Source organism: Nitrospirota bacterium (assembly GCA_016214845.1).
Lineage (GTDB): Bacteria > Nitrospirota > Thermodesulfovibrionia > UBA6902 > UBA6902 > SURF-23.
This window is the reverse complement of the sequence record JACRMS010000018.1, coordinates 62,633-84,178: the sequence shown is the minus strand read 5'-3', so window position 1 is coordinate 84,178 and position 21,546 is coordinate 62,633. Positions and strand designations below refer to the sequence as shown.

Genomic DNA, 21,546 nt, shown 5'->3' with positions numbered 1-21,546 from the left:
CGCGGATCTGTGTAATCTGTGGATGGGCCTCTGCAGCATTAAGCTTTTCCCTGCAATTCGTCGATCTTCCTGCCGATATCTTCGGACTTCATTATAGCGGTGCCGATGAGTACGGCGTCTGTCCTTGTGGCCTCAAGCGCCTCAACGTTAGCCCTTGTATCTATGCCGCTTTCACTGACTATGATCCTGTCATCGGGGATGTCCTTCAGAAGCTGGAAGGTCGTATTTAAATTTATATTGAGGGTCTTCAGGTCCCTGTTATTTATCCCTATTATTCCCGCGCCGCAAAACAGGGCCGTGTCAAGCTCTTTCCAGTCGTGTACCTCCACAAGGCAGTCAAGCGAGAGCTCTTTCGCTAATTCAAAGAGGTCAGTGAGCTGAGGTATCTCAAGTGCCGCGACTATGAGCAGGACCGCGTCAGCATTATTTACCCGTGATTCATATATCTGATACTCGTCGAAAATAAAGTCCTTGCGCAGCAGCGGCTTCGCGGTTTTCTTTCTTACCTTGCTCAGGTATTCAAGCTTGCCGGAAAAGTAGTGCTCTTCAGTGAGGACGGATATGGCGGCGACATCCTTTTTGTTGTAGATCGACACAATTTCGGCAAGGTTGAAATCTTTCCGTATCAGCCCTTTTGAAGGAGACGCTTTTTTAAGCTCCGCGATGAGTTTTATTGGATTGCCTTTTTCCCTTGCAACAGCGTCTTTAAAAGACCTTGGGGCTGCGGCGTCCTTTGCCCGTGCCTTCAGGTCTGACAGGGGGACAGCGCCTTTTACAGCCTTCAGCTCTTCTTTCTTATATGCCAGAATTTCCTTAAGAATGCTCATTAGAGAAGATTTTATAGGTAAGGCATGAAGTTTTTCAAGGGAAATTGACTTTTGCCCTATACGGGCCTAAACTAAAAAACTATTATGGTAATGGATTGTCTGAAAGAAGGTTTTAAGCTTGCCAATAGAAATTTCCATCTGATATTCGTCCGCATCGGCGTAACAATTATTAATTTCATGGGCCTGTTTTTCTTTGTCGGCGTGCCGGTGATCGTCGCGATAATGTATCTGGGTTTTGACCTGGCCCGCGCGGAAACCCTGCTGCCTCAGATAGCTGGAGACCCGATTGCATATGCGTCAAGGTATCTGGGACTTGTCCTGCTTATCGGCATGTCATTCGTTTTATATCTGATATTTTCATCCATGATAATTCTGTATTCATTAGGGGGCACATTGGGTGTGTTGAAAAACGCCGCTGTCAATATCCAGTACGGGTTCAGTCTGTCTTCATTTTTCAGGGAGGCAGGCAGAAACTTCCCCCGCCTCTTGAGGCTGGTTTCCCTGCTGCTCCTGATCGTTACGGCTTTGCTTGCCGCCTTTATTGCCGCAGGCGGTATCATTGCCGCTGTCATTTATGGTTTCTCAAAAGCGGACACTACTCTTGAAGTGTTCTTCAGTTCATTTGCCTTGATGGCAATGATAATTTTCGGCGCGATAATCTTTTTGCTCTGGTTTATGCTCATGCTTTTTTCGATAATAGCTTCGGTTATTGAAGAGAAGGGGGCGCTGGAGTCTGTCAAAAGGGTGTTAGTGTTGTTAAAGGAAAAACCTCAGGCCCTTATGCTTTTCCTTGCTTTGTTCGCGGGGATCATAGTTATAAACATTATTTCCATCGCGCTGATGGTACCTTTAAACATGCTGCTCATGTTTGCCCCTGTAAGCATCATGCTGTCTTTCGTAAGCGCCGTGATCCAGAACTATCTTGTGATCACCGCGTGGAGCGCACTGATCGTTTATTACATAAAGGCGACGGGCCATCCGGTCTATACCGCCACGTATGAGATATAACCAAGATAGTGATAAGTGACGAGTAACGAGTGACGGGAAAGAAGTTGAAAGTTAAAGGTTTCACAATGCATCGTCTTTAACCCCATGCTCTCTGCTCTTTGCCCTATGCTTTTACCGTGAAAAATTCCATTCCCCGGTTGAATATTTGTTTGCTTCAAGTTCTTTTGCGAGGCTGAGTTCAAATTTAGTGGGGGCGTCGGAGATGAGTTTAACATCCAGTCCTTTTTCAAAGGCCTCTTTTAGTGAGGCCTTGAGATCACCGAAAGATATATTCCCGGCGCGATCGTTGATCGAACCGATCTCTTTGAAATTCTTTTCATTGCCGTTCAGCACATTGCGCAATTCCCTCGCATCGAAACTCAGCATGATGGAGCCCTGCTGAAGGAAACCGTCGTGATAGCGTTTCTGCGCGCTGCCGATTATTTTCTTTCCATCCACTGTTACCTCTCCATATGACACGGACCTGAAACACGCGGGGTCCCTGTGCCCCACGCTTCTTTTTCTCACGAAAGATATCTGCGCGTCGACTCCTGTAAGTTTAAGTCCAAGGACAAGCGCCTTGCTGATCGTTGTGTAGTTTTCAAGCAGGCTGCCGCTGAACAGCGAAAAATCCTTTGCCGAGGAAAAACTGTATGTGAGTTCCGAGTCATGGAGGATGGCCCTGCCGCCGGTGATCCTTCTTACTACGGGATAACCTTTTTCACTGCAATAGGTCACGTTGATGTCTGTGATCTTCTGGAAGTATCCGACGGTAACTGACGGCGTGTCCCATTGATATAACCGCAGCGTGGCAGGAGAGAGCTTCTGCCTGACGGCCTCTGACACGGCTTCATCAAGGGCCATGTTGAAGGCTGCGGGATGCGGGTCCTGTGTGATGATACGGATGAATTGCATGTTAAGAAAAAAAGATTAATCCGCAGATTACACAGACGAACGCAGATTTTCTGAAAAATAATCTATGACATCTGCGGAATCTGTGGATGAAAATTTATTATTCCTTCTTCAGGATGATCTTGTGCTTTATGAGAGAGATCTCTTTTATCGTGCCTTCAAAGAACTTCTGCTCGCCGAAAAGGTTTTTCAGATAAATTTTCCCTCCTTCGGGTTTCAGGACATCGACGTTTTCCAGATAGAGTTCTTCCTTGCCGTCTTTTTCAATATATGCGTTTGCCTCACACATTTTTTGTAATCTCCTTTATCTTTTGAATAAGAGCGTCCGCCAGATGGGGCAGGGGCTCTTTTACGGTCCCGATTATATCCACCTGCTCCTGGTTGAGAGGGAGCAGCAGTTTTTTTGCAGGGCTTGATGACAATGCCTCAGCCATTTTGGGCGTCAATTCACCAAGCATTGCGTTTGCAAGCATGATGCTGACGGGGCCGGTGATAATATCCACCCTGTTTGCGTTCCACACGATTGCGTTCTCTCCGCTGGCGCCTTTGTCAGCGCCTGCCTTCAGCATTGTTGTCGACGCTACGGCATTAGTCCCAAGGGCGGTTATTTCAATTGAGTCCCCGAATTCCTCTCTGAGCTTCTTTACAACGAGACTGCCGATGCCGCCTCCCTGTCCGTCGATCACAGCTATTTTCAGCATATGAAAAAGTATAAAGAATAACTGCGGGAACAGTCAATGAAGGTTTCCCTGGTTAGCTTAAATGGAAGACTGCTACAGAATTTCTATAATCGACAAACAAAACAGCAGTAAGTAGTTGGTAGTTAGTAGTTAGAAATTCCCCGACTACTTGCTGTTGCCTAATGACTACGCCGTAATTGTTTTCCCCCGACTACTATCTACTGTCTACTTTTTAACGGTTGCGGGTTAGAGTGACTACCGGCTCGCCTCCGCGAGAAATTCTGACGCGAGGAGTTTCTTGCTAAGCAGGTGGGTGAGATGTTTATCGAGCAGGGTGGAAAGCTCGGTGAGTATTTTTTGCTGCGGTTTGAGGCGGTTTGAGATGTGGATCGGCCACTCAATGCTGTGCGAGTAAAAGTGTATGGTGTTGTCATTGATCTGCATGAAGGGCTTCCCCTTTCCAATCGGGGTCACGGCGCATTTTCTGCAGAGCGTGGTGCCTGAGTCGGGATAAAAGTTCAGGCTCTTCTCCCCGCACCTGCCGCATCCTTTCAACCTCGGAGCATAGCCAATCGTCGCGAGCAATCTGATCCGGGTGATGAGATGCAGGGCGTCTTTTGGCTCCTGCTCTGATGACTTTACGGCATGGAGGATATTTAGAAAAAAGGTGAAGAGCTTTTTATTGGGAATTCCCTCAGGCAGGAGGTTGATCAGTATCTCGACCAGCTTTGATATGTTGATGAAGTCCTGAAAATTGTCCCTTATCTGATGGAAGGAATTGATGATGTCGGCCTGTGTGATCTTCGGCAGTGACGTCTGCTCCTTGCCCCACAGGGAGATCTTTGCGTGCGTTAGAGGTTCGAGGCTGCTTCCGAACCTGCTTTTGGTTTTTCGCGGACTTTTTGCGAAGGCCTTGATTATCCCCTTTTCAGAGGTCAGGAAGGTCACTATGAGGTCGGCTTCACCGTATTTTTGCGTCTTAAGGACTATGCCTTCTGTTCTCGTCAGCACTTCACATGATATTCCCGAAGTCTTCCGGCTTTAATTTTTCCAGCCAGTCTTCAAGCTCGTCATTGTTCCTGTGTTCTATGACCTGCTCGTCTACGAATATCGGGGCGTTTATTCTTATCGCCACCGCGATGGCATCGCTGGGCCTTGAGTCAATGGGGATCTCCTTGCCGTCGCCCTTGTCGATGTAAATCCCTGCATAGTATGTGTTGTCGACTATCTCGGTAATCACGATCTTTGTGACCTTCATTTTCGTGCCGTGGATCACGTTTTTCACAAGGTCATGAGTGAGTGGACGGGGCGTAACTATCTTCCCCAATGCGAGGGCAATTGAGTCCGCTTCGGGCTTGCCTATCCAGATGGGCAATGTATTATGGCCGTCTATTTCTTTCAGAAGCAGGATATACATATTGCTTCTTGGGTCAAATAATAGTCCTTCAATCTTCATTTGTTTTACCACTTCTGATACCTCGTTGCGTGAGAAGTTTATTTTTTAATATGATACCTTATGGCGGGAAATTTTTCTATTAAAGAACCGGGCTTCAAAATATCAAGCCCGATCAGGATATTGACCCAAGATGGGACCTGATAATAACGCATGAAAAGGGAAACGGGTCCTAATCAAAAAGGGGCGTTTAAGCTCACACCTGAAACCATCCGGCCATTGAATTGAGTTCTGTTGCAAGTCTTGCAAGGTCATCAGATGAGCGCTTTATTTCAGAGACGGAGCTGCTTAAATGCCTTGTTATACCGGAGATGCTCCCCATATTATTTGACACCATGTCGGAAGTTGAAGTTTGTTCTTCTGTCGATGCGGCTATCTTCTGCACCATGTCGGCCACATTCTCCACATGGACCACTATTTCGTTTATTGATTGAAGCGTGTTTCTTACGCTGTGGACCACATTCTCGGCATGGGCCCGTTCCTGTTTCATGGCAGTTACAGAGCCGTTGATTTCCGTTTCCATGTTATTTATTGTCTTTGTAATATCATCAGCGGCCAGGGTTGTTCTTTCAGCAAGCTGCTTGACATTGTCCGCCACAACGGCAAATCCCCTGCCCTGTTCACCGGCGCGGGCCGCCTCTATGGCGGCATTGAGCGCCAGGAGATTAGTCTGGCTGGCTATCTCTTTGATCAGTGTAACGATATTATTTATCTCTTCAGATTTATGCCCGAGCGATTCCACTTTAACAGCGGACCCCTTAATTGTTTCAATAAATCTTGTTAAATCCGTCATGGTCACATCCATTTCTCTTTTTCCATGAATTGCCGTGTCCTTCATCTTCTGCGCTGTCGCTGAAGTCGCCGCGGCGTTTTTCGCTACATCCAGTATGCTCTGTGACATCTGGGTCAAAGCTGTAGCGGATTGTTCTACCTGCGAGGACTGTTCTTTTGAGCTTCCTTCAAGTAAAGTTGCTGTAGCCGACAGCTCTTCTGAACTGCTCGCAAGACCGTCTGTCGCGGTCCTCATTTTCCCTACTATTCCTCTGAGATTATTTACCATCTTTGCCATTGATGACTGTACCGTGCCGATTTCATCTCCTGAATTAACGCACAATTCATCCTTTAAATTGCCCCGTGATACTTCATCTGAAGCCTGTATCAGATGGATCAACGGCTTTGCGATCGAACGGTAAACCCAGATGCCGAAGCCAATGCCGAACACCAAAGCAGCCACGCTGATAAACCCCATCAGCGCTGTGCTGTATCCAACCATTTTATTGACCATGCCGATGGCTTTTTCCTGCTCGCCCTGCGCTAATGTAACCGTCTCTCTGCCTTTCTCCGCCTGTTTTACGACTATATTTTTTAATTTCTCGGTGGTCTGCAACGCCTTCTCCTGCATGTTCATTTTATGCTTGAGTTTTGCAATCACACCGTCCTGCGAGAGGAGCAGCCCCTTCGTAACATTCACCGCCGTTTTGGCTTCCTGGAGGATTTTCATCTCATTGATTGCGTCTATCTTTTTTAAGCCCCGCTCCAGATTTTTAGCTACTGAATCCATTAGATCAAAGGCCTTGTTAATCTCATCTGCTATATGTTCAATATCATTAATTGATGCTGCAATAAATAGTTTTGTTGTTAACCCTTCCAGTGACATCCCGATTGAGAGAAGCTCCGCATTGGATGCCAGGATATTATTGGCGACATTTACCTGAAAAAGGTTCCCCTGTTGTTTTTCAGTCTCTGCCTTATACTTTTCGCTGCCCGTGGTAACTTCCTGCTCAATTACCAGTATGACCACCGAAAGCCTCTCTCCTATCTCCTTTTTGACTTTCTCATAATTTGCTTTTGTATCCTCACCTGTTTCTCCGAGAAGAGAAGTCTTGAGTTTTATCAGCTCTTCTACCTTTTCTGTTATGACTTTTATATCTGCTGAGATATTTTTTGAGCTTTTCAGATGTTCGTTCTGAAATATTTTATTTGTTGCCACATTAATCTTGCTGCCGGTAATAAGCACTGTCCTTTTATCTTTAGCAGCCTCTATTTCCGAAAGTGCGACCTGTATGTCCTTCAGCGAAGAAAGTAATAATTGAATAGACTTGACGTCAGTTGTAATTGTTTTTGTCTCATCCAGTGACATTATGAAGTTTGCCGAGCGGTTAAGCTGAAGGCTTCTTACCTTCTTGTCCATTTCACTTAATTTAATTGATGATTCCCTTAATTTTTCAGTAATAGCTTTATTTGCGTTTTCAGCATCCGTTTCGGCCCGCAGCCTCGCCTCTGTTGTGTCAAGAAGTTCAGAAGCTGTTTCATGCAGTTTCTCATACGTCTCCATTGTAGCGTTGCCTGTTAAAGCCGCAAGAGAGTCCTGTGTATTTTTAACGCCTGACAAAGAAGTCTCAGCTTCTTTGCGATACGCGTTATATTCCTCCGTATTTTTTGAGACACTTACTCTGATCAGGTTGGCAGTAACTTCCTGAACTGTTTTTTGAAATTCAACAGTCCTTATCTGATAAGGCGTACTGCGTTCCGTAAGGTAGGAGAGCTTGTTCTTAACAAAACCCATACCGATAATGCTCGTAGCAGAAACAGCGGCCACAATTACGAGCACGATAACAACATTCAGTGTCAACTTGGTTTTGATCGTCATATTCATTTACCTGGAATCAAGAGGATAAAGGGGTCCGGGAAAACCGGCCCCTTTTCCCATGAATTCTATAGCCCCATTTTACTCGGTCGGATAACCTTTGCTTTTCCAGTCCGGCATGCCGTCCCTGTACCAGTCAAGCTTCTTGAAGCCCAGATGCTGTAGCATGATCGCCGCCCACGGGGAACGGGGGCATTTAATGCCGTTGCAATACAGGACATATTCTTTTTCCTTGTCAAAACCATCAGCCAGTGCGGGGTTTTTCAGCAGTTCGTCCGCTGACAGATGCATGGCGCCTTCGATCTTCTCAGTGTCATACTGGACCTTGTTGCGGGTATCAAGAACAACTGCCTTTTTTGATTTCCAGAGCTTGTACACTTCATCGCCGTTTAGAATAGTTACCCCCTCCAGAGACGCCGGCATCTCCTTTTTCTCCTGCTCGATCCCTTTTATGACATCGATCTTCTGCGTGACAGAATCGGGCCAGTCCGCAAAGCATACGCCGGTTAGGACGAGCACAGCTAATACCATTAATGGTACGCATTTTAATGTTTTCACAGTTATATCCTCCTTCTTCGGAATTAAACTCACCTAACGGTGGTTTTTTATTTTTTAATATATTTCTGGCCCTCTCCCTTTATGTAGTCGCTGAGCTTCTGTACATCCGCAGAGGGTTTCCCTTTTGTAAATATGTTTATTGGTTTTGTCTTTGAAACCGGGGCCTCAGGGGATTTGACAGAGGCGTCTATCATACCAGCAGGGAGATAACCTATTGCATCAGGAAGAGATGCGAGGCTTTCCTTTACGTCGGCCATAGTAGTTACCTCAAGAATATCTTTTGTCACCGACTCCTTATCGAGTATCGTATCAATAAAGTGTTTATTGCTTGCCTCAAGGAGCTTGCCCCATATAACTATTACAGGTGCATCTTTCCCCCCCACATCTTTCCAGTTTTCGATCTTGCCGGTAAACAATCCTTTAGCCTGCTCACTGGTGAGTTTTGAGACAGGATTATCGTTGTGAACAACAATTATATAACTCTTTGGCTCTTCAATTATTGTCTCCTGAAAGGCCGTTGGATCTTTGACCTCATAGCCATCCTTTTTCAACATATCAATGAGTTCGCCCGATGTATGGGCCCCCATAGCAGCATCAACATTTCCGGCATCCAGTTCTTTCATGGCAGCCTTGCTTCCGTAATTTAATATTGTCAGATTTACTCCTGCGGCTTTCTCAAAGTGCTCTTTAACAGGCGTCAATACCGAGGATGAAGCAGTTGTACCTGCCCCAACCTTGATTTCAGATGCGAACGAACTAATGCCACTCGTCAAAATAAAAGAAACTACTACTACGATAAAGTATTTTTTGAAGTTTCCCATCGTTCCTTCAACCCTCCTTTTATTGGGTCACCCGATCTTCTCATCAGGTTTTCCCCGATTGATATAGTATGTTAGCGGAAATTTGTTGAGGAAACTTTAGTTTTTTGAAAAGGCTGTTTTACAGTCGTTGGTTCTTAACAATCTGATACCCAGGCAATCTTTAAAAAAAGAAAGCTGGCAGCTATCAGATAACAGGTACTGAAAATGCAGAGTTAAATGTGGAACTGTGGCTGATAGAAGACGCAAGCAAGAAGGGGCCGTGTTATATAAGCCGTGACAGCGCCTCTTCGATTCTGTCGAGGCCTTTTTTAATATTCTCCATGGAGGTTGCGTAAGAAAGCCTGATATATCTGTCATCGCCAAATGCCATACCCGGCACCAGGGCGGCCTTTGCCTGTTCAAGCAGGTATGCCGAGAGGTCCAGGGATGAGTTTACGGGCTTGCCGTTAAACTTCTTGCCGTAACAGGATGATACATTCGGGAACGCGTAAAATGCGCCGACCGGAGTTATGCAGGAGACGCCTTTTATTTTATTGAGCCGTTCGACCATGTATTTCCGCCTCCTGTCAAACTCGGAGACCATCTTCGGGATAAAATCCTGCGGGCCTGTCAGCGCTTCAACCGCAGCCTTCTGTGTTATTGATGTTGGGTTTGAGGTGGACTGGCTCTGGATATTGGTCATGGCCTTGATGACATCTTTAGGTCCCGCGGCGAATCCAAGCCGCCAGCCTGTCATCGCGTGAGATTTGGAAAGCCCGTTTACGACGATCGTCCTCTGCTTTACTTCTTCGCCGAGAGAAGCGATGCTGATATGACTGAAACCGTCGTATGTCAGTTTTTCATAGATCTCATCGGAGATGATGTAGAAGTCGTGCTTGACTGCCATCTCCGCTATCATCTCAAGACTCTTTCTGTCATATGCAAGTCCGGTGGGATTTGAAGGGCTGTTTAGTATCAGCGCCTTTGTTTTACCTGACAGTTTTTCCTTTAGCAGTTCCGGCCTCAACTTGAATGAATCCTTTTCATCGGTGGCGGCAATAACAGGGACTGCGTCATTTAATATGATCTGGTCGGGGTATGTGACCCAGTACGGTGAAGGGATAATGACCTCATCACCCGCGCCGAAGAGCGCTTCCGCGATATTGTAAAGGCTGTGCTTTGCGCCGCAGGAAGCGATAATCTCGTCCTTTTCATAATGGAGGTTATTGTCTTTTTTGAACTTCTCGACAATGGCGGTCTTTAATTCATCAATGCCGCCTACGGGCGTGTATTTTGTAAATCCGCTCTTGATCGCTTTAATAGCGGCTTCTTTGATGTTGTCAGGCGTGTCGAAATCAGGCTCGCCAACGCCGAAATTGACAATGTCTTCACCCGCCGCCTTCAACGCCTTGGCCTTAGCATCCATAGCGAGCGTGGGTGACGGTTTGATCGCCTTTGCTCTTTCAGATAATCTCATTTTTATTTCACCTCTTTATTCCCCGATATTTTTTTTGCGTATTTCCTGCTCAAATCCGTGTCACAATTTTCATTTACAACGGCTTGCAAATTTTCATGCTTTCCAGAATCTCTTCCTGAGTGGCCACAGCAGTCCCCATCTTGGCGACTACAATTCCCGCAGCGTGATTAGCGATTATTGTAGCGTCTTTCAATGATGCGCCTGCCGAATGACAGAGAGTCAGGGTTGCGATTACGGTATCTCCCGCGCCGCTTACGTCGTATACTTCCCTTGCGCAGGTCGGGATATTGGTGACCTTGCCGCTTTTCTCAAAAAGGGTCATGCCTTCATCACCCCTTGTAATTATCACGGCCTTGCACCGAAGTTTTTTAAGAAGGACCTTCCCTGCGCTTATTAAAGTTTTTTGGTCAACTATGTCAATGCCCGAGCCAAAAGATGCCTCATTGATGTTCGGAGTGATGAGGCTTACACCGGTGTAATAATCGAAGTGGCCTATTTTAGGATCGACGGTAACAAATATCTTTGAACCCGCGAGATTGAGGATTCTCCCGATGAGGGCTTTTGTAATAAGCCCCTTGCAGTAATCAGAGATAATTATCCCTTTTATCTCAGGCAGGCAGTCTTTTATATATTCAAGGACCAGGGAAAAAGTTGAGTGGCTGATATCGGATTTTACTTCTTTGTCGAAACGCACGACCTGCTGGCTGTGGGCAACGACCCTCGTTTTCACAGTTGTAGGCCTGTCCTTATCTATAACTATCCCGTCCGTGTTAATGCCGCTCTCCTTGAATTTATTGATCAGGATCTTACCGATATCGTCGCTGCCGACCGCACCGGCGACATAAACCCTGCCGCCAAGCGACAGGATATTATTGGCAACGTTGGCGGCCCCGCCAAGAAGCAGGTTTTCATTGGTCACTTCCACGACCGGGACAGGCGCCTCAGGGGATATTCTTTTTACTTTCCCCCAGATATACTGGTCCACCATGAGGTCGCCGACGACGAGGATGCCTGTGCTTTTGAATTTCTTAAAGATGTCTTTCATTGTCCGTCTCAGCTTGCCAGGAATAAATTTAGCATTTATGCTTTTCGTTTGGCAACTATCTGAATTGCTTTGTTTCGCGCTTAAGATTGTCAATAGCTTTCCGTTATGACATAATAGCCGTAGACTATTTAATGGCGGAAAATTATAAAGCATGATTTCAGGCAGGTTTAAGTTCTGCATTTTCCCATCTTGTAATTTTCATGTCTTAGAGGTAAAGAGTTTACTATGAGCAAATTAAAAATTTACATCTTGTTGTTCATGCCGTTTCTGTTGGGGGCATGCGCGCTTTCAAGGGAATCTGTAAGGCCCGAATATTCAAAAGAGTCTAATTATAACTACCTCCTGGCTGTTGAGGCTGAAATGGCGCAGGACTGGGAAGGGGCGCAAAAATACCTGGAGCTTGCCATCAAAGAAGACCCGGATTCGCCTTATTTAAAAACGGAGATGGGCCAGGTATATGCGAGGCTTAACAAATCCGTAGAGGCGATCCGGATGATGGAAGATGTCGTCCGTAAATCTCCGGATTATGAACCGGCGTTGTCTATTCTTGCTCAGCTTTATACAGGTCAAAAGGAGTTACAGAAGGCCGCCGGTATTTACGAAAGATTAATAAAGCTCGACCCGCAGAAAACGCAGAATTACATACATCTCGCATATCTCTATACAGTTGACAACCAGCTTGATAAGGCAATCAGCATATTGAAAGATGTAATTAAACTGGACGCCGAGAACGTAATGGCAAGGTACTACCTCGGTAAGCTATACATAGGCACAAAGCAGTATGACCTGGCAATCTCGGAGCTGCAAAAGACCATTGAACTTAATCCGGCCCTGTGGGACGCATACAGCATGCTGGGAGTCGCCTACGATTCGCTTGAAGATACGGATAAGGCCATTGCGCAGTATGAAGAGGCCGTAAGGTTGAATCCGCGAAATACTGAAGTAAAGAAAAGGCTCTCAATGCTGTATGTCAAGAAGGACCGGGTCAATAATGCCGTTGAGCAGCTTAAAGAAATAGTCAAGATAGAGCCTGACAACATGGAAATTCACGGGATGCTGGCCAAGATATATTTTGAAGACAGAAAATTTGAAGACGCTGAAAAAGAGCTGCGTGTTATTATCTCAAGCCAGCCTGATAATTTGAACGCGGTATTTATGCTTGCCAAAGTCTTGGGCATTGAGCAGAAATATGCGGAGGCTGTTGAGCAATTTGAGAAGCTTGAAAAGTCATTGCCCGACAACCCGGATGTCTTTATTTATTTCGGGCGCTTATATTTACAAAAGAAGGATTATCCGCTTGCCGAGGAAAAATTCAAAAAGGCCGCGGATATCGATCCAAAAAATGATGAGGCATATTTTAATCTTGCGGTAGTTTACGAAAAGACGCAGAGGATCTCGGAGATGTTTTTCTATTTAAAGAAAACCATCGAGATCAATCCCGAGCATGTTGAGGCCCTTAATTACCTCGGGTATTCTTATGCCGAAAGGGGGATAAATCTTGACGAGGCGCTGGCCATAGTTAAAAAAGCTACAGAGCTGTCCCCTGAAAGCGGTTACGTGCGCGACAGCCTCGGTTGGATATACTTTAAAAAAGGCATGTATAATGAAGCGCTGAGTGAAATAAAAAAGGCGTTGGATACCGAAAAGAACGACCCCGTGATCCTTGAGCATCTCGGCGACGTCTATTTGAAATTAGGCGACAAGAATGAGGCGCTTGACGCTTGGAAAAGATCTCTTGAGTTCCAGCAAAAAGAAGAAGGGCTCAAGGAGAGAGTCGAAAAGAAGATCCAGGAATTGAAATGAAATGGCCAAGCGCGCGCCCCTCGTCCCCCATCCGCCATCCCTCACCATAAAGGCCCCTGCAAAGATAAACTGGTTTTTGAATGTACTCGGCTTGCGTGATGACGGCTTTCACGAAATTCAGAGCCTGATGCAGAAGGTGACCCTTTATGATGTGCTGACATTTGCCCCTTCAAAAGAGGTAAGGGTAAAAACAGACGCACAAATCCCTCTTGAGGAAAATCTCGTTTACAAGGCAGCGATGCTTTTGAAAAATACATATGGCGTTACTGAAGGGGCACTAATACAATTAGACAAGAATATACCGGCCGGCGCAGGACTTGGGGGAGGAAGCAGCGATGCCGCCGCCGCTCTCGCGGGACTGAATAAATTATGGTCGCTTGGCCTTTCTAAGGAAGAGCTATGTAGAACGGCGGAAAAGCTTGGCTCTGATGTGCCTTTTTTTCTTCATGATCCGCTTTGTGTTGCACATGGCAGAGGTGAGAAGCTGACTCCCTGTAAGGCTGAACAATCCGCGGATATCCTGCTTGTTAAACCACCTGTCCATATTTCTACCGCATGGGCATACAGAGAGTTTAAATCCCGAATCTCAGGTCCAAAGTCCCAACTCCCTTCAGAGTTGACAAAAAAAGCAGATAAAGATGATAATATTGAGTTTTTGATCCGGCAAATAGAGAGAGCCGAACTTGAAAAAGTAGCGGGTACTGTCTCAAATGATCTTGAATCCGTAGTCATCAAGGGCTATCCTGTAATTAGCGAAATAAAGGAAAGGCTAAAAGAACAGGAGTCGGTGTTTTCCATGATGAGCGGCAGCGGTTCGACGGTCTTCGGGGTATTTGGCTCGGCACAGGCGGCAGAAAAGGCCTCCGGCACTTTTCAGGATTGCTGGACCGCGGTAGTACAGACGATAACGGATTAGAGTTAAGAGTCATGAGTATAGAGTTAAAAAAATACCGATTACTTAACTCCAGACTCTTGACCCCAAACTCTGTAATTGGGGCGTCGACAAGCGGCAAGTCAGGAGATTTTGGATCTCCCATCCGGAGGTTCGAATCCTCCCGCCCCAGCCAATTCAATTTTGCTATGCAAAATTGAGAGTTAAAAGTGAAGAGTTTAGAGTTAAAAGTTGTGATAATAACTTTTAACTATTCACTTTTAATTTTCAACTCTTAACTATTAAAGGAGGTAAGATGCCTTCAGGTATTCAATTATTTACAGGCAATTCCAACAGGGCATTGGCAAAAGAGATTGCTGATGTCTTGAAAATTTCGGTCGGCGATGCTACGGTCTCTACGTTCAGCGACGGCGAGATAATGGTGCAGATAAATGAAAACGTAAGAGGCTCTGACGTATTTGTAGTTCAATCGACGTGTATGCCTGTTAACAGCAGTATAATGGAATTGCTTCTGATGATAGACGCCTTAAGACGCGCTTCGGCAGCGAGGATCACCGCGGTCATTCCGTATTACGGATATTCCAGGCAGGACAGAAAGGCGCAGCCGAGGGTCCCCATCTCAGCAAGGGTGGTTGCGGATTTATTAAACGCAACAGGAGTAAACAGGGTGCTTACCATTGATTTGCACGCAGGACAAATCCAGGGTTTCTTTGATATACCCGTGGACCATCTCTATTCGGCGCCTGTCCTTGCTGATTACGTGAAAAAGGAATATTTAAATAATATCGTTGTTGTTTCTCCTGACGCAGGCGGCGTTGAGAGGGCCAGGGCGTTTGCAAAGAGGCTGGATGCCACACTCGCCATTATAGATAAACGCCGCGAAAAGGCAAATGTGTCTCAGGTGATGCATGTTATCGGCGATGTAAAGGACAAAAGCGCCATCCTGTTTGATGACATGATAGACACTGCCGGGACTATTACACAGGCTGCTGCTGCAATTAAAGCAAACGGCGCAAAACGCGTTGTTGCCGCTTGCGCACATGCTGTGCTTTCAGGTCCCGCGCTGGAGAGAATTAATGAATCAGTCCTTGAAGAAGTAATTATAACGAACACCATTCCGGCATGTGATAAAAAAGAGAAATGTAAAAAACTCACCACGCTTTCGGTAGCGCCGCTGCTTGGTGAGGCAATTAAAAGGATTCACGAGGAAACGTCGATCAGTTCGCTTTTTTTATAAAACAGATAATTGTCACCCTGGACTTGTTTCTCCGCTCCGGCGGACTCGCCTCAGGAGAGAGGGTTTCATAAATCAGAACACAAATAGCTTTATGGAGGTAATAAAAAAATGGAAAAGATTTTAATCAAGGCAGATAGAAGGTCAGAGACCGGAAAGGGGACCGCAAGGAGTTTAAGGAGGCAGGATTTACTGCCTGCCGTGATGTATGGAGTGGGAGAAGCCGTCCCGATTAAATTGAACAGAAAGGAAATACAGAAACTCATATACTCCGGCGGCGGAGAACACGCTCTGATAACCCTTGTCCTTAATGAGGGTGATTCTAAAACATCCGAGCATCCTGTGCTCGTGAAAGATTATCAGAGGGAGCCGGTCTCCGAGGAACTGCTGCATGTGGACTTCATTGAAGTATCGCTGCAGAAGAAAATCAAGGTCACTATTCCCGTCGTCATAATTAAAGAACCGGCCGGTATTAAGATGGGCGGAATTATGCAGCACCGGGTAAGAGAAATCGAGGTCGAATGCTTCCCTACACAGATACCCGACAAGATCGAGATCGACGCCAGCCCTGTCGAGATCGGGCATTCCCTTCACGTGAGCGACATCCCTCCCCAGGAAGGGCTAAAGATTGTTACAGACCCCTCCGAGGTCATACTTTCAGTCACCGCTCCCAAGGAAGAGGTAGTTGCGGCGCCTGTTGAGGCTGCGGCGGTTGCCGAACCTGAGGTGATAAAGGCCAAAGGCAAGGCAGAGGAAGAAGGAGAGCAGAAAGAACAGAAAGGAAAATAAAGTCCAAATGTGGCTCGTAGCAGGACTGGGTAACCCTGGAGATGATTATGCCGATACAAGGCATAATATCGGGTTCATGGTTATGGATGTCTTGTCCGCGAGATTTTCCATCCCTTTAAAAAACAGGACAAAGAATTATATATCAGGAAGAGGCTTTATTGAGGGCCAGGACGCGCTCCTCATAAAGCCTCTTACTTTTATGAACAGAAGCGGTTTAGCGGTAAGGGAAGCGATAAAAAAATACGAAGACATTGATAACATCCTTGTCGTTCAGGATGATATTGATACTGCAACAGGCGTTATCAGGATAAAAAAATCAGGCTCATCAGGCGGGCATAGGGGCGTTGAATCAATAATAGAAATATTAGGAACAAAGGACTTTGTAAGATTGAAAATCGGCATAGGCCGCCCTGACAGGGTCCCAGTTGAAGAATATGTACTGCGAAATTTTACCAGACAGGAAAAAGCAATAATAAAAGAGGCAGTTGAAAAGGCTGTTGACGCGATTCCAATTATCTTTAATAAAGGAATATCTTCAGCCCAGAACATATTTCACAGAGCAAACAAAGTGGAAGAGCTATAACGGGACTTGGAGCGAAGGCCCTTTCCCCGGCGCTTCCGGTTTTCTTACTTTACTCTTCTTACACAGCCCGACATCAATCTCATCTGAAAAAGGGCTTTTTGTCTTTTCAGCCTCTTTTCTCTGAGAAAGGCGGCAAGCTTGCTGTAAGCATTTTTTAATTCACCTAACATATTCTCTTCCCTTCATGGTCGCTATCATTCCCAATGTCGATGGCGCGACCAACTGCTGTTTAGATCTTATTGTATTTTACTGTAGTATGGTCTTTTATACAGGTGAGGGGAATCACAATCTCAAAAAAAGAATTTTGGGGAAGGACAGATGAATTTATGCGTTTGGGAAAAATTAATATAAATAGCTTTCGGTCGTTATATTCCATCTCTCCGGCGATTCATACCTCAAGATATTATCTGAAGACGGTTTCGAAAGGTCAATGTCATAAGTCGTAATGAATCGTTCTTTTTTTGCATCGTAAACAGCGCGGACCACCGGATGCAGCAATCCTTTTTCACCATGCTCGATCACTACGCCAAGCAGGCCGCTTTCAAGCCGCACCAGCGTGCCGACCGGATAGATACCAACACAACAGATAAATTGCTCTACAAGCCCTTTATTAAAATAAATATCACTCCACTCAAACACCCTTCTTAAGGCCTCGGTAGGCGGCATTTTAGTTTTATAACATCTGTCGGATGTCAGTGCATCATATACATCCGCAATTGCAGCCATCTGCCCGAACCGGCTGATCTCGTCCCCTTTCAGATTCCCGGGATAACCTGTGCCGTCTAACCGCTCATGGTGATGGGCAGCCACACATATAGAGGTTTCACAGATACCGGCGTTTTGTTCAAGGATCGCGCAACCGTGGAATACGTGTGCTTTCATCTTATAAAATTCCTCTTCCGATAAAGCCCCTTTCTTGTTAAGGATCTCTTCTGGCACCTTCACTTTACCGATGTCGTGCAATAGCCCACCGACGCCGACAGCCTTTATTGTCTCGTAATCAAGATTGAGGTGCTCTGCAAATGAGATCAACAATGCGCATACAGCCAGTGAATGCATGTAAGTGTATTCATCTTTCTGTTTTATCCTGCCGAGGCTGATAAGCGCATCTTTATTATTGAATATTGAATCGGCCATTTTTTCGACAATGTGTTCGACCTGTTTGACCTCGATCTGTTTGCCGAGCCTTGTCTCTTCCATGAGGTTATGAATTGTTATTGTCGCCTCTTTTATTATTTCCTTCGCCCTGACAATCTCTTCTTTCAGCGGGATACGTGGGCTGACCTCCGGCTTTGCGCCGGCAAGTGTATCAAGCCCTGCCTGAATTTCCAGGTCTACCTCATTTTTGGTCCGGGCCTCTGCAACATCCAGTCCTTTGTCGGTGTCAATGTAGACTTCGTGGATTCCGTATTTGATGATCTTTTCAATGATTGCGTCGTCTTTGACTTTGATCTTGTTAGTCAGGAAAGGGTGCTGCAGCCAGTCGCAATTTAAATCGTGGATAAAAATTCCCGGTTTTAACTGACCAACTTTAATCCTTTTAATCATGGCTTATTACCCCCCATCATTTCGCGTTGCCTATCAGCTTCAGTCTATGTATTGATTTTATCGGGAAGTTATAAGGGAAACTTGAGTGTGAAACGTCCCGGCATGATGACCTTGACTTTGCCGCTGGACATGCTAATCTTTATTGTGAACATACGGCCTTGATGATTTCAGGGAAGGTCAAATCCCTTCTGACGTCTCTTGATGCCGTAACGAACAAAACAGCATTCAGTGCATGTTTACAATTGATATATGGGAGGCAGTCCGTGATTTTTCTGCAGGATTACGAAGAGATATTGAAAGACATCGGGAAGGAATATTTTATACATAACGTGCAGTACGTTTCTGATATTAAGGCATGGGCCAAAGAGAACAAGGCCGAATTAAGCGAGCCGCACCAGGTGATGAAGCTTGTTGCTGAAACGGGGAACAAACTAACCATGGTGATACAATCGGACATAAGCAGCGGGATGCTCGATGATGTCATAAAAAATCTAAGCATAAGGTGGGCGCTTAAGGATACCGCCACCAATATTGATATAAAATTGAATTCCCTGAAGAAGAGGATGGCCTACTGTTTCCTGAAGGAATATGCCCGCAGCGTCAGACGCATAGGCGATGAAGAGCTTGTGCAGGACGAGTGGGCGCTGAATGAAATGGAAACCCTCGGCTTCTTCAAAGAATAGGATAACGGTCATGAGCACAATAATAATCACTGTTGATTTAGGACATTTTAAAGCTTACAGAGTCACCAGGCAGCCCGTTGGAAGCCCCAAAATCGAATTGGTGGAAGGTTATGATTCTATTGAAGGACACGGCAAGTTGTCGGAGAAATTAAGCGATACCGCGGGAAGATTCACCGGAGGAGGGGGAGAAGGTGAAGTTGCAAAGGGATATGGAGAGCCTCACCATCTGGAGCTGGAAACCAGAAAAAAACTGGTCAAAACAATAGCAGCGGACATCAACGCTTTAATAAAAAGAGAAGATTGTGTGAATTGGCATCTGGCAGCCACCGAAAAGATCAATAAAGACATTATCAAAAAATTAGAGCCGGAAGTAAAAGCCAGGTTAGACAAAAATATTTCTGCTAACCTGACCAAAATTCATAAGGCTGAGATACTTAGCCGCTTTGGATAGCCGATATTATTTTTTGATGTCGCCTTCTTCCACTATCACGGAGTATTTATACCCGCTTCCAAAGTCCTTGTCTTTAGCTAAGATGCCTTTTGCCGTTACAGTATCCCCCACTGACGGAAGGTCCTTTGATGTAACTAAAATATCATCAGTGCCCTTTGAAGCGTCTCCGGTCCCGTCCTGAATGTGTATCCAGTTCTTCCCCATGATCTCGGCCGACACCTTGACGACCTGTCCCCTGACAACAACCTCTTTTTTGTCGAGCTCGCTTCCCTTCTGGTAAAGTTCGGCTACAGTGTATGCGTTTGCCCCTGAAGCTTTTTTGACCTTGATTGCTTTAGCTGCCGGGGCTTCAGCCTTTTTGTGACCGGCAGGCTCGGCTGCTGCACCCGATCCCTGCTCCATGATCCCGCCCGAAAAAATTATTGTATCGAAAGTCCGGTGCAGAGTTTTGCTCTCGAAATTCTCCATGGGCATGCCGGGCTGAAAAGATAAAGTCTGCCCCACCTTCACCTGTGTTTCAGGAACAGCCACCCATATCTTCTTACCGTTCCTCTCAATATTGCAATACGTGTAACCGCCGCTGTTCATTGTTTCCACTACTTTGCCGGACAGGGTAGACGCATCTTGCTGCGTGACAATGTCCCCGTGCTTCGGCGATAATTCAGCTGACTTCGGCGTCCCGGCATATGCGCCGTTTGAAACCATCAGCATTAAAGTTAACGACAAGACAACTAACATTGAAATTTTCTTCATTTTATATCTCCTTTATTTTTTGTGACCGTTGGGACCAGTCTTGTCATGTTAAAATATTCACCAGGAAATATCAACAAGCCCGGCTCCGCGCTGGTTGCGAGACTTCCCTATTTCGCGGAAATATTATATAACAGGAGGCGGGATTCCCAATGAACAAGAACCACGAGAGAATACATGCTGACGAAAAAAACCTCTGCAGATTGTGCATGAGCGAGCTTGATGCAATCTATTCCGACCTCGCGCTTACTGAAGACGAACTTGAAATACTTGCAATGCCGAGGCGTGCTTTCATCGTGCATTTCCCCGTGAAAACCGAAGCGGGGAAGACAAAGATGTTCCTGGGCTACAGGGTGCAGTACAACGACGCAAGAGGGCCGGGCAAGGGCGGCATCAGGTTTCATCCCGATCTGACAGTGGAGCACATAAGCGATCTTGCGTTTCTCATGGGGCTTAAATGCGCTGTGGTAAACATCCCCTTTGGCGGGGCAAAGGGCGGTGTAGCGGTAAACCCGAAGGAACTCAGCAGGAGCGAGCTTGAACTGGTGACACGCGGATACATCCGCGCCATTGCGGATTTCATAGGGCCGTTCAGGGACATTCCTGCGCCTGATGTTTATACCGATGAGCAGATAATGGCATGGATACTTGACGAATATGAAAGGATAACGAGAAAACATTCCCCCGCAGTGGTAACAGGCAAGCCGGTTGAATTAGGCGGTATAAAAACCAGACGGTACTCTACGGCGCTTGGAGGCATTTACATACTTGAAGAGGCGATGAAAAAGCGCGGCATTGAAAAATCCGGGGCCTGTGTAGCTGTCCAGGGGTTCGGACACGTGGGCGAAAACACGGCGCGCATCCTGCATGAAGAAGGATACAGGGTCATTGCCGTGAGTGATTCAAAGGGGGCCATACTAAATCAAACGGGGCTCGACATTCCCGGCGTGATAGCTCACAAGGAAAGGACCGGCAGCGTGGCCGGTTTCCCGGGCACACAGAATATCTCCAATGACCAGTTGCTCGCCTGCGCCTGCGACATTCTGATCCCCGCGGCTTTATCAGATCAGCTTAACGGGAGTAACGCGGGGGACATAAAGGCAAAGATAATCCTTGAACTTGCCAATGCCCCGACAACAACAGAGGCGGACAGGATATTTTTAGAGAGGGACATTATGCTGATACCTGATGTCCTCGCCAATTCAGGCGGCGTGGTGGTGAGCTATTTTGAGTGGAGCCAGAATTTAAATAACGATTACTGGGAGGAAGAGAAGGTCCTGCAAAAATTAAAAAATACCATGATCTCTGCTTTTAATGATGTCCACTCACTCTGCCGTGACCGGGAGTGCAGGATGAGAGAGGCGGCATACCGGCTTGGAGTGAAACGGATCCTCCATGCGGAGAGACTGCGCGGCAACCTGTAGCTA

22 protein-coding genes and 1 tRNA gene are annotated in these 21,546 nt (G+C 46.2%); 10 read left to right on the top strand and 13 right to left on the bottom strand.

Annotated features, from left to right (window positions below):
• Nucleotides 1-38: 38 nt before the first annotated feature.
• Nucleotides 39-827: an indole-3-glycerol phosphate synthase TrpC gene (trpC, locus tag HZB61_05300; protein MBI5056015.1), complete on the bottom strand. Its 789-nt coding sequence runs from the start codon at nucleotides 825-827 to the stop codon at nucleotides 39-41.
• A gap of 90 nt (nucleotides 828-917) precedes the next feature.
• Between trpC and HZB61_05295 the strand changes: the two genes are divergently transcribed.
• A complete protein-coding gene (locus tag HZB61_05295) occupies nucleotides 918-1,835 on the top strand; it encodes a hypothetical protein (GenBank protein MBI5056014.1) in 918 nt (305 codons plus the stop codon).
• Between the two features lie 111 nt (nucleotides 1,836-1,946).
• Here HZB61_05295 and HZB61_05290 read toward each other — a convergent pair whose 3' ends face one another.
• From HZB61_05290 to rfaE1, 10 genes are all read right to left on the bottom strand, one after another.
• Nucleotides 1,947-2,729, bottom strand: a complete 783-nt coding sequence (locus HZB61_05290; protein MBI5056013.1) for a lipoate--protein ligase family protein — start codon at nucleotides 2,727-2,729, stop codon at nucleotides 1,947-1,949.
• 97 nt (nucleotides 2,730-2,826) lie between these two features.
• The gene (locus HZB61_05285) at nucleotides 2,827-3,015 is read right to left on the bottom strand and encodes a CooT family nickel-binding protein (protein MBI5056012.1); all 189 of its coding nucleotides are present in this window, start codon (nucleotides 3,013-3,015) and stop codon (nucleotides 2,827-2,829) included.
• Nucleotides 3,008-3,424, bottom strand: a complete 417-nt coding sequence (locus HZB61_05280) for a DUF3842 family protein (GenBank protein ID MBI5056011.1) — start codon at nucleotides 3,422-3,424, stop codon at nucleotides 3,008-3,010. The genes HZB61_05285 and HZB61_05280 overlap by 8 nt, the downstream gene beginning before the upstream one ends.
• Before the next feature lie 237 nt (nucleotides 3,425-3,661).
• Nucleotides 3,662-4,417, bottom strand: coding sequence for a DNA repair protein RecO (gene recO / locus HZB61_05275; protein ID MBI5056010.1), 756 nt, complete (start codon nucleotides 4,415-4,417; stop codon nucleotides 3,662-3,664).
• A gap of 1 nt (nucleotide 4,418) precedes the next feature.
• Nucleotides 4,419-4,874, bottom strand: a complete 456-nt coding sequence (locus HZB61_05270; protein ID MBI5056009.1) for a bifunctional nuclease family protein — start codon at nucleotides 4,872-4,874, stop codon at nucleotides 4,419-4,421.
• 181 nt (nucleotides 4,875-5,055) lie between these two features.
• Complete coding sequence (locus tag HZB61_05265) at nucleotides 5,056-7,509, bottom strand: methyl-accepting chemotaxis protein (GenBank protein MBI5056008.1); 2,454 nt, start codon at nucleotides 7,507-7,509, stop codon at nucleotides 5,056-5,058.
• 78 nt (nucleotides 7,510-7,587) lie between these two features.
• The gene (locus HZB61_05260) at nucleotides 7,588-8,064 is read right to left on the bottom strand and encodes a rhodanese-like domain-containing protein (GenBank protein ID MBI5056007.1); all 477 of its coding nucleotides are present in this window, start codon (nucleotides 8,062-8,064) and stop codon (nucleotides 7,588-7,590) included.
• Between the two features lie 47 nt (nucleotides 8,065-8,111).
• Nucleotides 8,112-8,885 (bottom strand): substrate-binding domain-containing protein, encoded by a 774-nt coding sequence (locus tag HZB61_05255; GenBank protein MBI5056006.1) that lies wholly within the window; start codon nucleotides 8,883-8,885, stop codon nucleotides 8,112-8,114.
• A gap of 262 nt (nucleotides 8,886-9,147) precedes the next feature.
• Nucleotides 9,148-10,341 (bottom strand): pyridoxal phosphate-dependent aminotransferase, encoded by a 1,194-nt coding sequence (locus tag HZB61_05250; GenBank protein MBI5056005.1) that lies wholly within the window; start codon nucleotides 10,339-10,341, stop codon nucleotides 9,148-9,150.
• A 73-nt stretch (nucleotides 10,342-10,414) separates the two neighbouring features.
• Nucleotides 10,415-11,386, bottom strand: a complete 972-nt coding sequence (gene rfaE1 / locus HZB61_05245) for a D-glycero-beta-D-manno-heptose-7-phosphate kinase (GenBank protein ID MBI5056004.1) — start codon at nucleotides 11,384-11,386, stop codon at nucleotides 10,415-10,417.
• Between the two features lie 225 nt (nucleotides 11,387-11,611).
• On the opposite strand from rfaE1, the gene HZB61_05240 reads away from it, so the two are divergent.
• The 6 genes from HZB61_05240 (at nucleotide 11,612) to HZB61_05215 (ending at nucleotide 16,687) form a co-directional block, all read left to right on the top strand.
• Nucleotides 11,612-13,189, top strand: a complete 1,578-nt coding sequence (locus HZB61_05240; GenBank protein ID MBI5056003.1) for a tetratricopeptide repeat protein — start codon at nucleotides 11,612-11,614, stop codon at nucleotides 13,187-13,189.
• A gap of 1 nt (nucleotide 13,190) precedes the next feature.
• Entirely contained in the window at nucleotides 13,191-14,105 is a 915-nt protein-coding gene (ispE, locus tag HZB61_05235; protein MBI5056002.1) for a 4-(cytidine 5'-diphospho)-2-C-methyl-D-erythritol kinase, read from the top strand.
• A 76-nt stretch (nucleotides 14,106-14,181) separates the two neighbouring features.
• Nucleotides 14,182-14,256 (top strand) — tRNA-Gln (locus HZB61_05230).
• Between the two features lie 120 nt (nucleotides 14,257-14,376).
• On the top strand, nucleotides 14,377-15,318 hold the full coding sequence (locus tag HZB61_05225; protein ID MBI5056001.1) for a ribose-phosphate pyrophosphokinase: 942 nt from the start codon (nucleotides 14,377-14,379) through the stop codon (nucleotides 15,316-15,318).
• 108 nt (nucleotides 15,319-15,426) lie between these two features.
• The gene (locus HZB61_05220) at nucleotides 15,427-16,104 is read left to right on the top strand and encodes a 50S ribosomal protein L25 (GenBank protein MBI5056000.1); all 678 of its coding nucleotides are present in this window, start codon (nucleotides 15,427-15,429) and stop codon (nucleotides 16,102-16,104) included.
• A 7-nt stretch (nucleotides 16,105-16,111) separates the two neighbouring features.
• Nucleotides 16,112-16,687 carry an aminoacyl-tRNA hydrolase gene (locus tag HZB61_05215; GenBank protein ID MBI5055999.1) on the top strand — a complete coding sequence of 192 codons (576 nt, stop codon included), beginning with the start codon at nucleotides 16,112-16,114 and terminating at the stop codon, nucleotides 16,685-16,687.
• Nucleotides 16,688-17,029: 342 nt separating this feature from the next.
• Here the strand turns inward: HZB61_05215 and HZB61_05210 are convergent, their stop codons facing one another.
• On the bottom strand, nucleotides 17,030-18,235 hold the full coding sequence (locus HZB61_05210) for an HD-GYP domain-containing protein (protein MBI5055998.1): 1,206 nt from the start codon (nucleotides 18,233-18,235) through the stop codon (nucleotides 17,030-17,032).
• A gap of 263 nt (nucleotides 18,236-18,498) precedes the next feature.
• Between HZB61_05210 and HZB61_05205 the strand changes: the two genes are divergently transcribed.
• Together HZB61_05205 and HZB61_05200 are read left to right on the top strand one after the other, a co-directional pair.
• Complete coding sequence (locus HZB61_05205) at nucleotides 18,499-18,918, top strand: hypothetical protein (protein ID MBI5055997.1); 420 nt, start codon at nucleotides 18,499-18,501, stop codon at nucleotides 18,916-18,918.
• 10 nt (nucleotides 18,919-18,928) lie between these two features.
• On the top strand, nucleotides 18,929-19,369 hold the full coding sequence (locus HZB61_05200; GenBank protein MBI5055996.1) for a host attachment protein: 441 nt from the start codon (nucleotides 18,929-18,931) through the stop codon (nucleotides 19,367-19,369).
• 6 nt (nucleotides 19,370-19,375) lie between these two features.
• Here HZB61_05200 and HZB61_05195 read toward each other — a convergent pair whose 3' ends face one another.
• Nucleotides 19,376-20,122 (bottom strand): DNA-binding protein, encoded by a 747-nt coding sequence (locus HZB61_05195; GenBank protein MBI5055995.1) that lies wholly within the window; start codon nucleotides 20,120-20,122, stop codon nucleotides 19,376-19,378.
• A 149-nt stretch (nucleotides 20,123-20,271) separates the two neighbouring features.
• Between HZB61_05195 and HZB61_05190 the strand changes: the two genes are divergently transcribed.
• Nucleotides 20,272-21,543: a Glu/Leu/Phe/Val dehydrogenase gene (locus HZB61_05190; GenBank protein ID MBI5055994.1), complete on the top strand. Its 1,272-nt coding sequence runs from the start codon at nucleotides 20,272-20,274 to the stop codon at nucleotides 21,541-21,543.
• The last annotated feature ends 3 nt before the right edge of the window (nucleotides 21,544-21,546 follow it).

Bases quoted from the DNA above. Each gene is read 5' to 3' on its own strand.
- trpC (MBI5056015.1), bottom strand. From the start codon at position 827: ATGAGCATTCTTAAGGAAATTCTGGCATATAAGAAAGAAGAGCTGAAG.
- HZB61_05295 (MBI5056014.1), top strand. From the start codon at position 918: ATGGATTGTCTGAAAGAAGGTTTTAAGCTTGCCAATAGAAATTTCCAT.
- HZB61_05290 (MBI5056013.1), bottom strand. From the start codon at position 2,729: ATGCAATTCATCCGTATCATCACACAGGACCCGCATCCCGCAGCCTTC.
- HZB61_05285 (MBI5056012.1), bottom strand. From the start codon at position 3,015: ATGTGTGAGGCAAACGCATATATTGAAAAAGACGGCAAGGAAGAACTC.
- HZB61_05265 (MBI5056008.1), bottom strand. From the start codon at position 7,509: ATGACGATCAAAACCAAGTTGACACTGAATGTTGTTATCGTGCTCGTA.
- HZB61_05255 (MBI5056006.1), bottom strand. From the start codon at position 8,885: ATGGGAAACTTCAAAAAATACTTTATCGTAGTAGTAGTTTCTTTTATT.
- HZB61_05250 (MBI5056005.1), bottom strand. From the start codon at position 10,341: ATGAGATTATCTGAAAGAGCAAAGGCGATCAAACCGTCACCCACGCTC.
- rfaE1 (MBI5056004.1), bottom strand. From the start codon at position 11,386: ATGAAAGACATCTTTAAGAAATTCAAAAGCACAGGCATCCTCGTCGTC.
- HZB61_05240 (MBI5056003.1), top strand. From the start codon at position 11,612: ATGAGCAAATTAAAAATTTACATCTTGTTGTTCATGCCGTTTCTGTTG.
- ispE (MBI5056002.1), top strand. From the start codon at position 13,191: ATGGCCAAGCGCGCGCCCCTCGTCCCCCATCCGCCATCCCTCACCATA.
- HZB61_05225 (MBI5056001.1), top strand. From the start codon at position 14,377: ATGCCTTCAGGTATTCAATTATTTACAGGCAATTCCAACAGGGCATTG.
- HZB61_05220 (MBI5056000.1), top strand. From the start codon at position 15,427: ATGGAAAAGATTTTAATCAAGGCAGATAGAAGGTCAGAGACCGGAAAG.
- HZB61_05215 (MBI5055999.1), top strand. From the start codon at position 16,112: ATGTGGCTCGTAGCAGGACTGGGTAACCCTGGAGATGATTATGCCGAT.
- HZB61_05210 (MBI5055998.1), bottom strand. From the start codon at position 18,235: ATGATTAAAAGGATTAAAGTTGGTCAGTTAAAACCGGGAATTTTTATC.
- HZB61_05200 (MBI5055996.1), top strand. From the start codon at position 18,929: ATGAGCACAATAATAATCACTGTTGATTTAGGACATTTTAAAGCTTAC.
- HZB61_05195 (MBI5055995.1), bottom strand. From the start codon at position 20,122: ATGAAGAAAATTTCAATGTTAGTTGTCTTGTCGTTAACTTTAATGCTG.
- HZB61_05190 (MBI5055994.1), top strand. From the start codon at position 20,272: ATGAACAAGAACCACGAGAGAATACATGCTGACGAAAAAAACCTCTGC.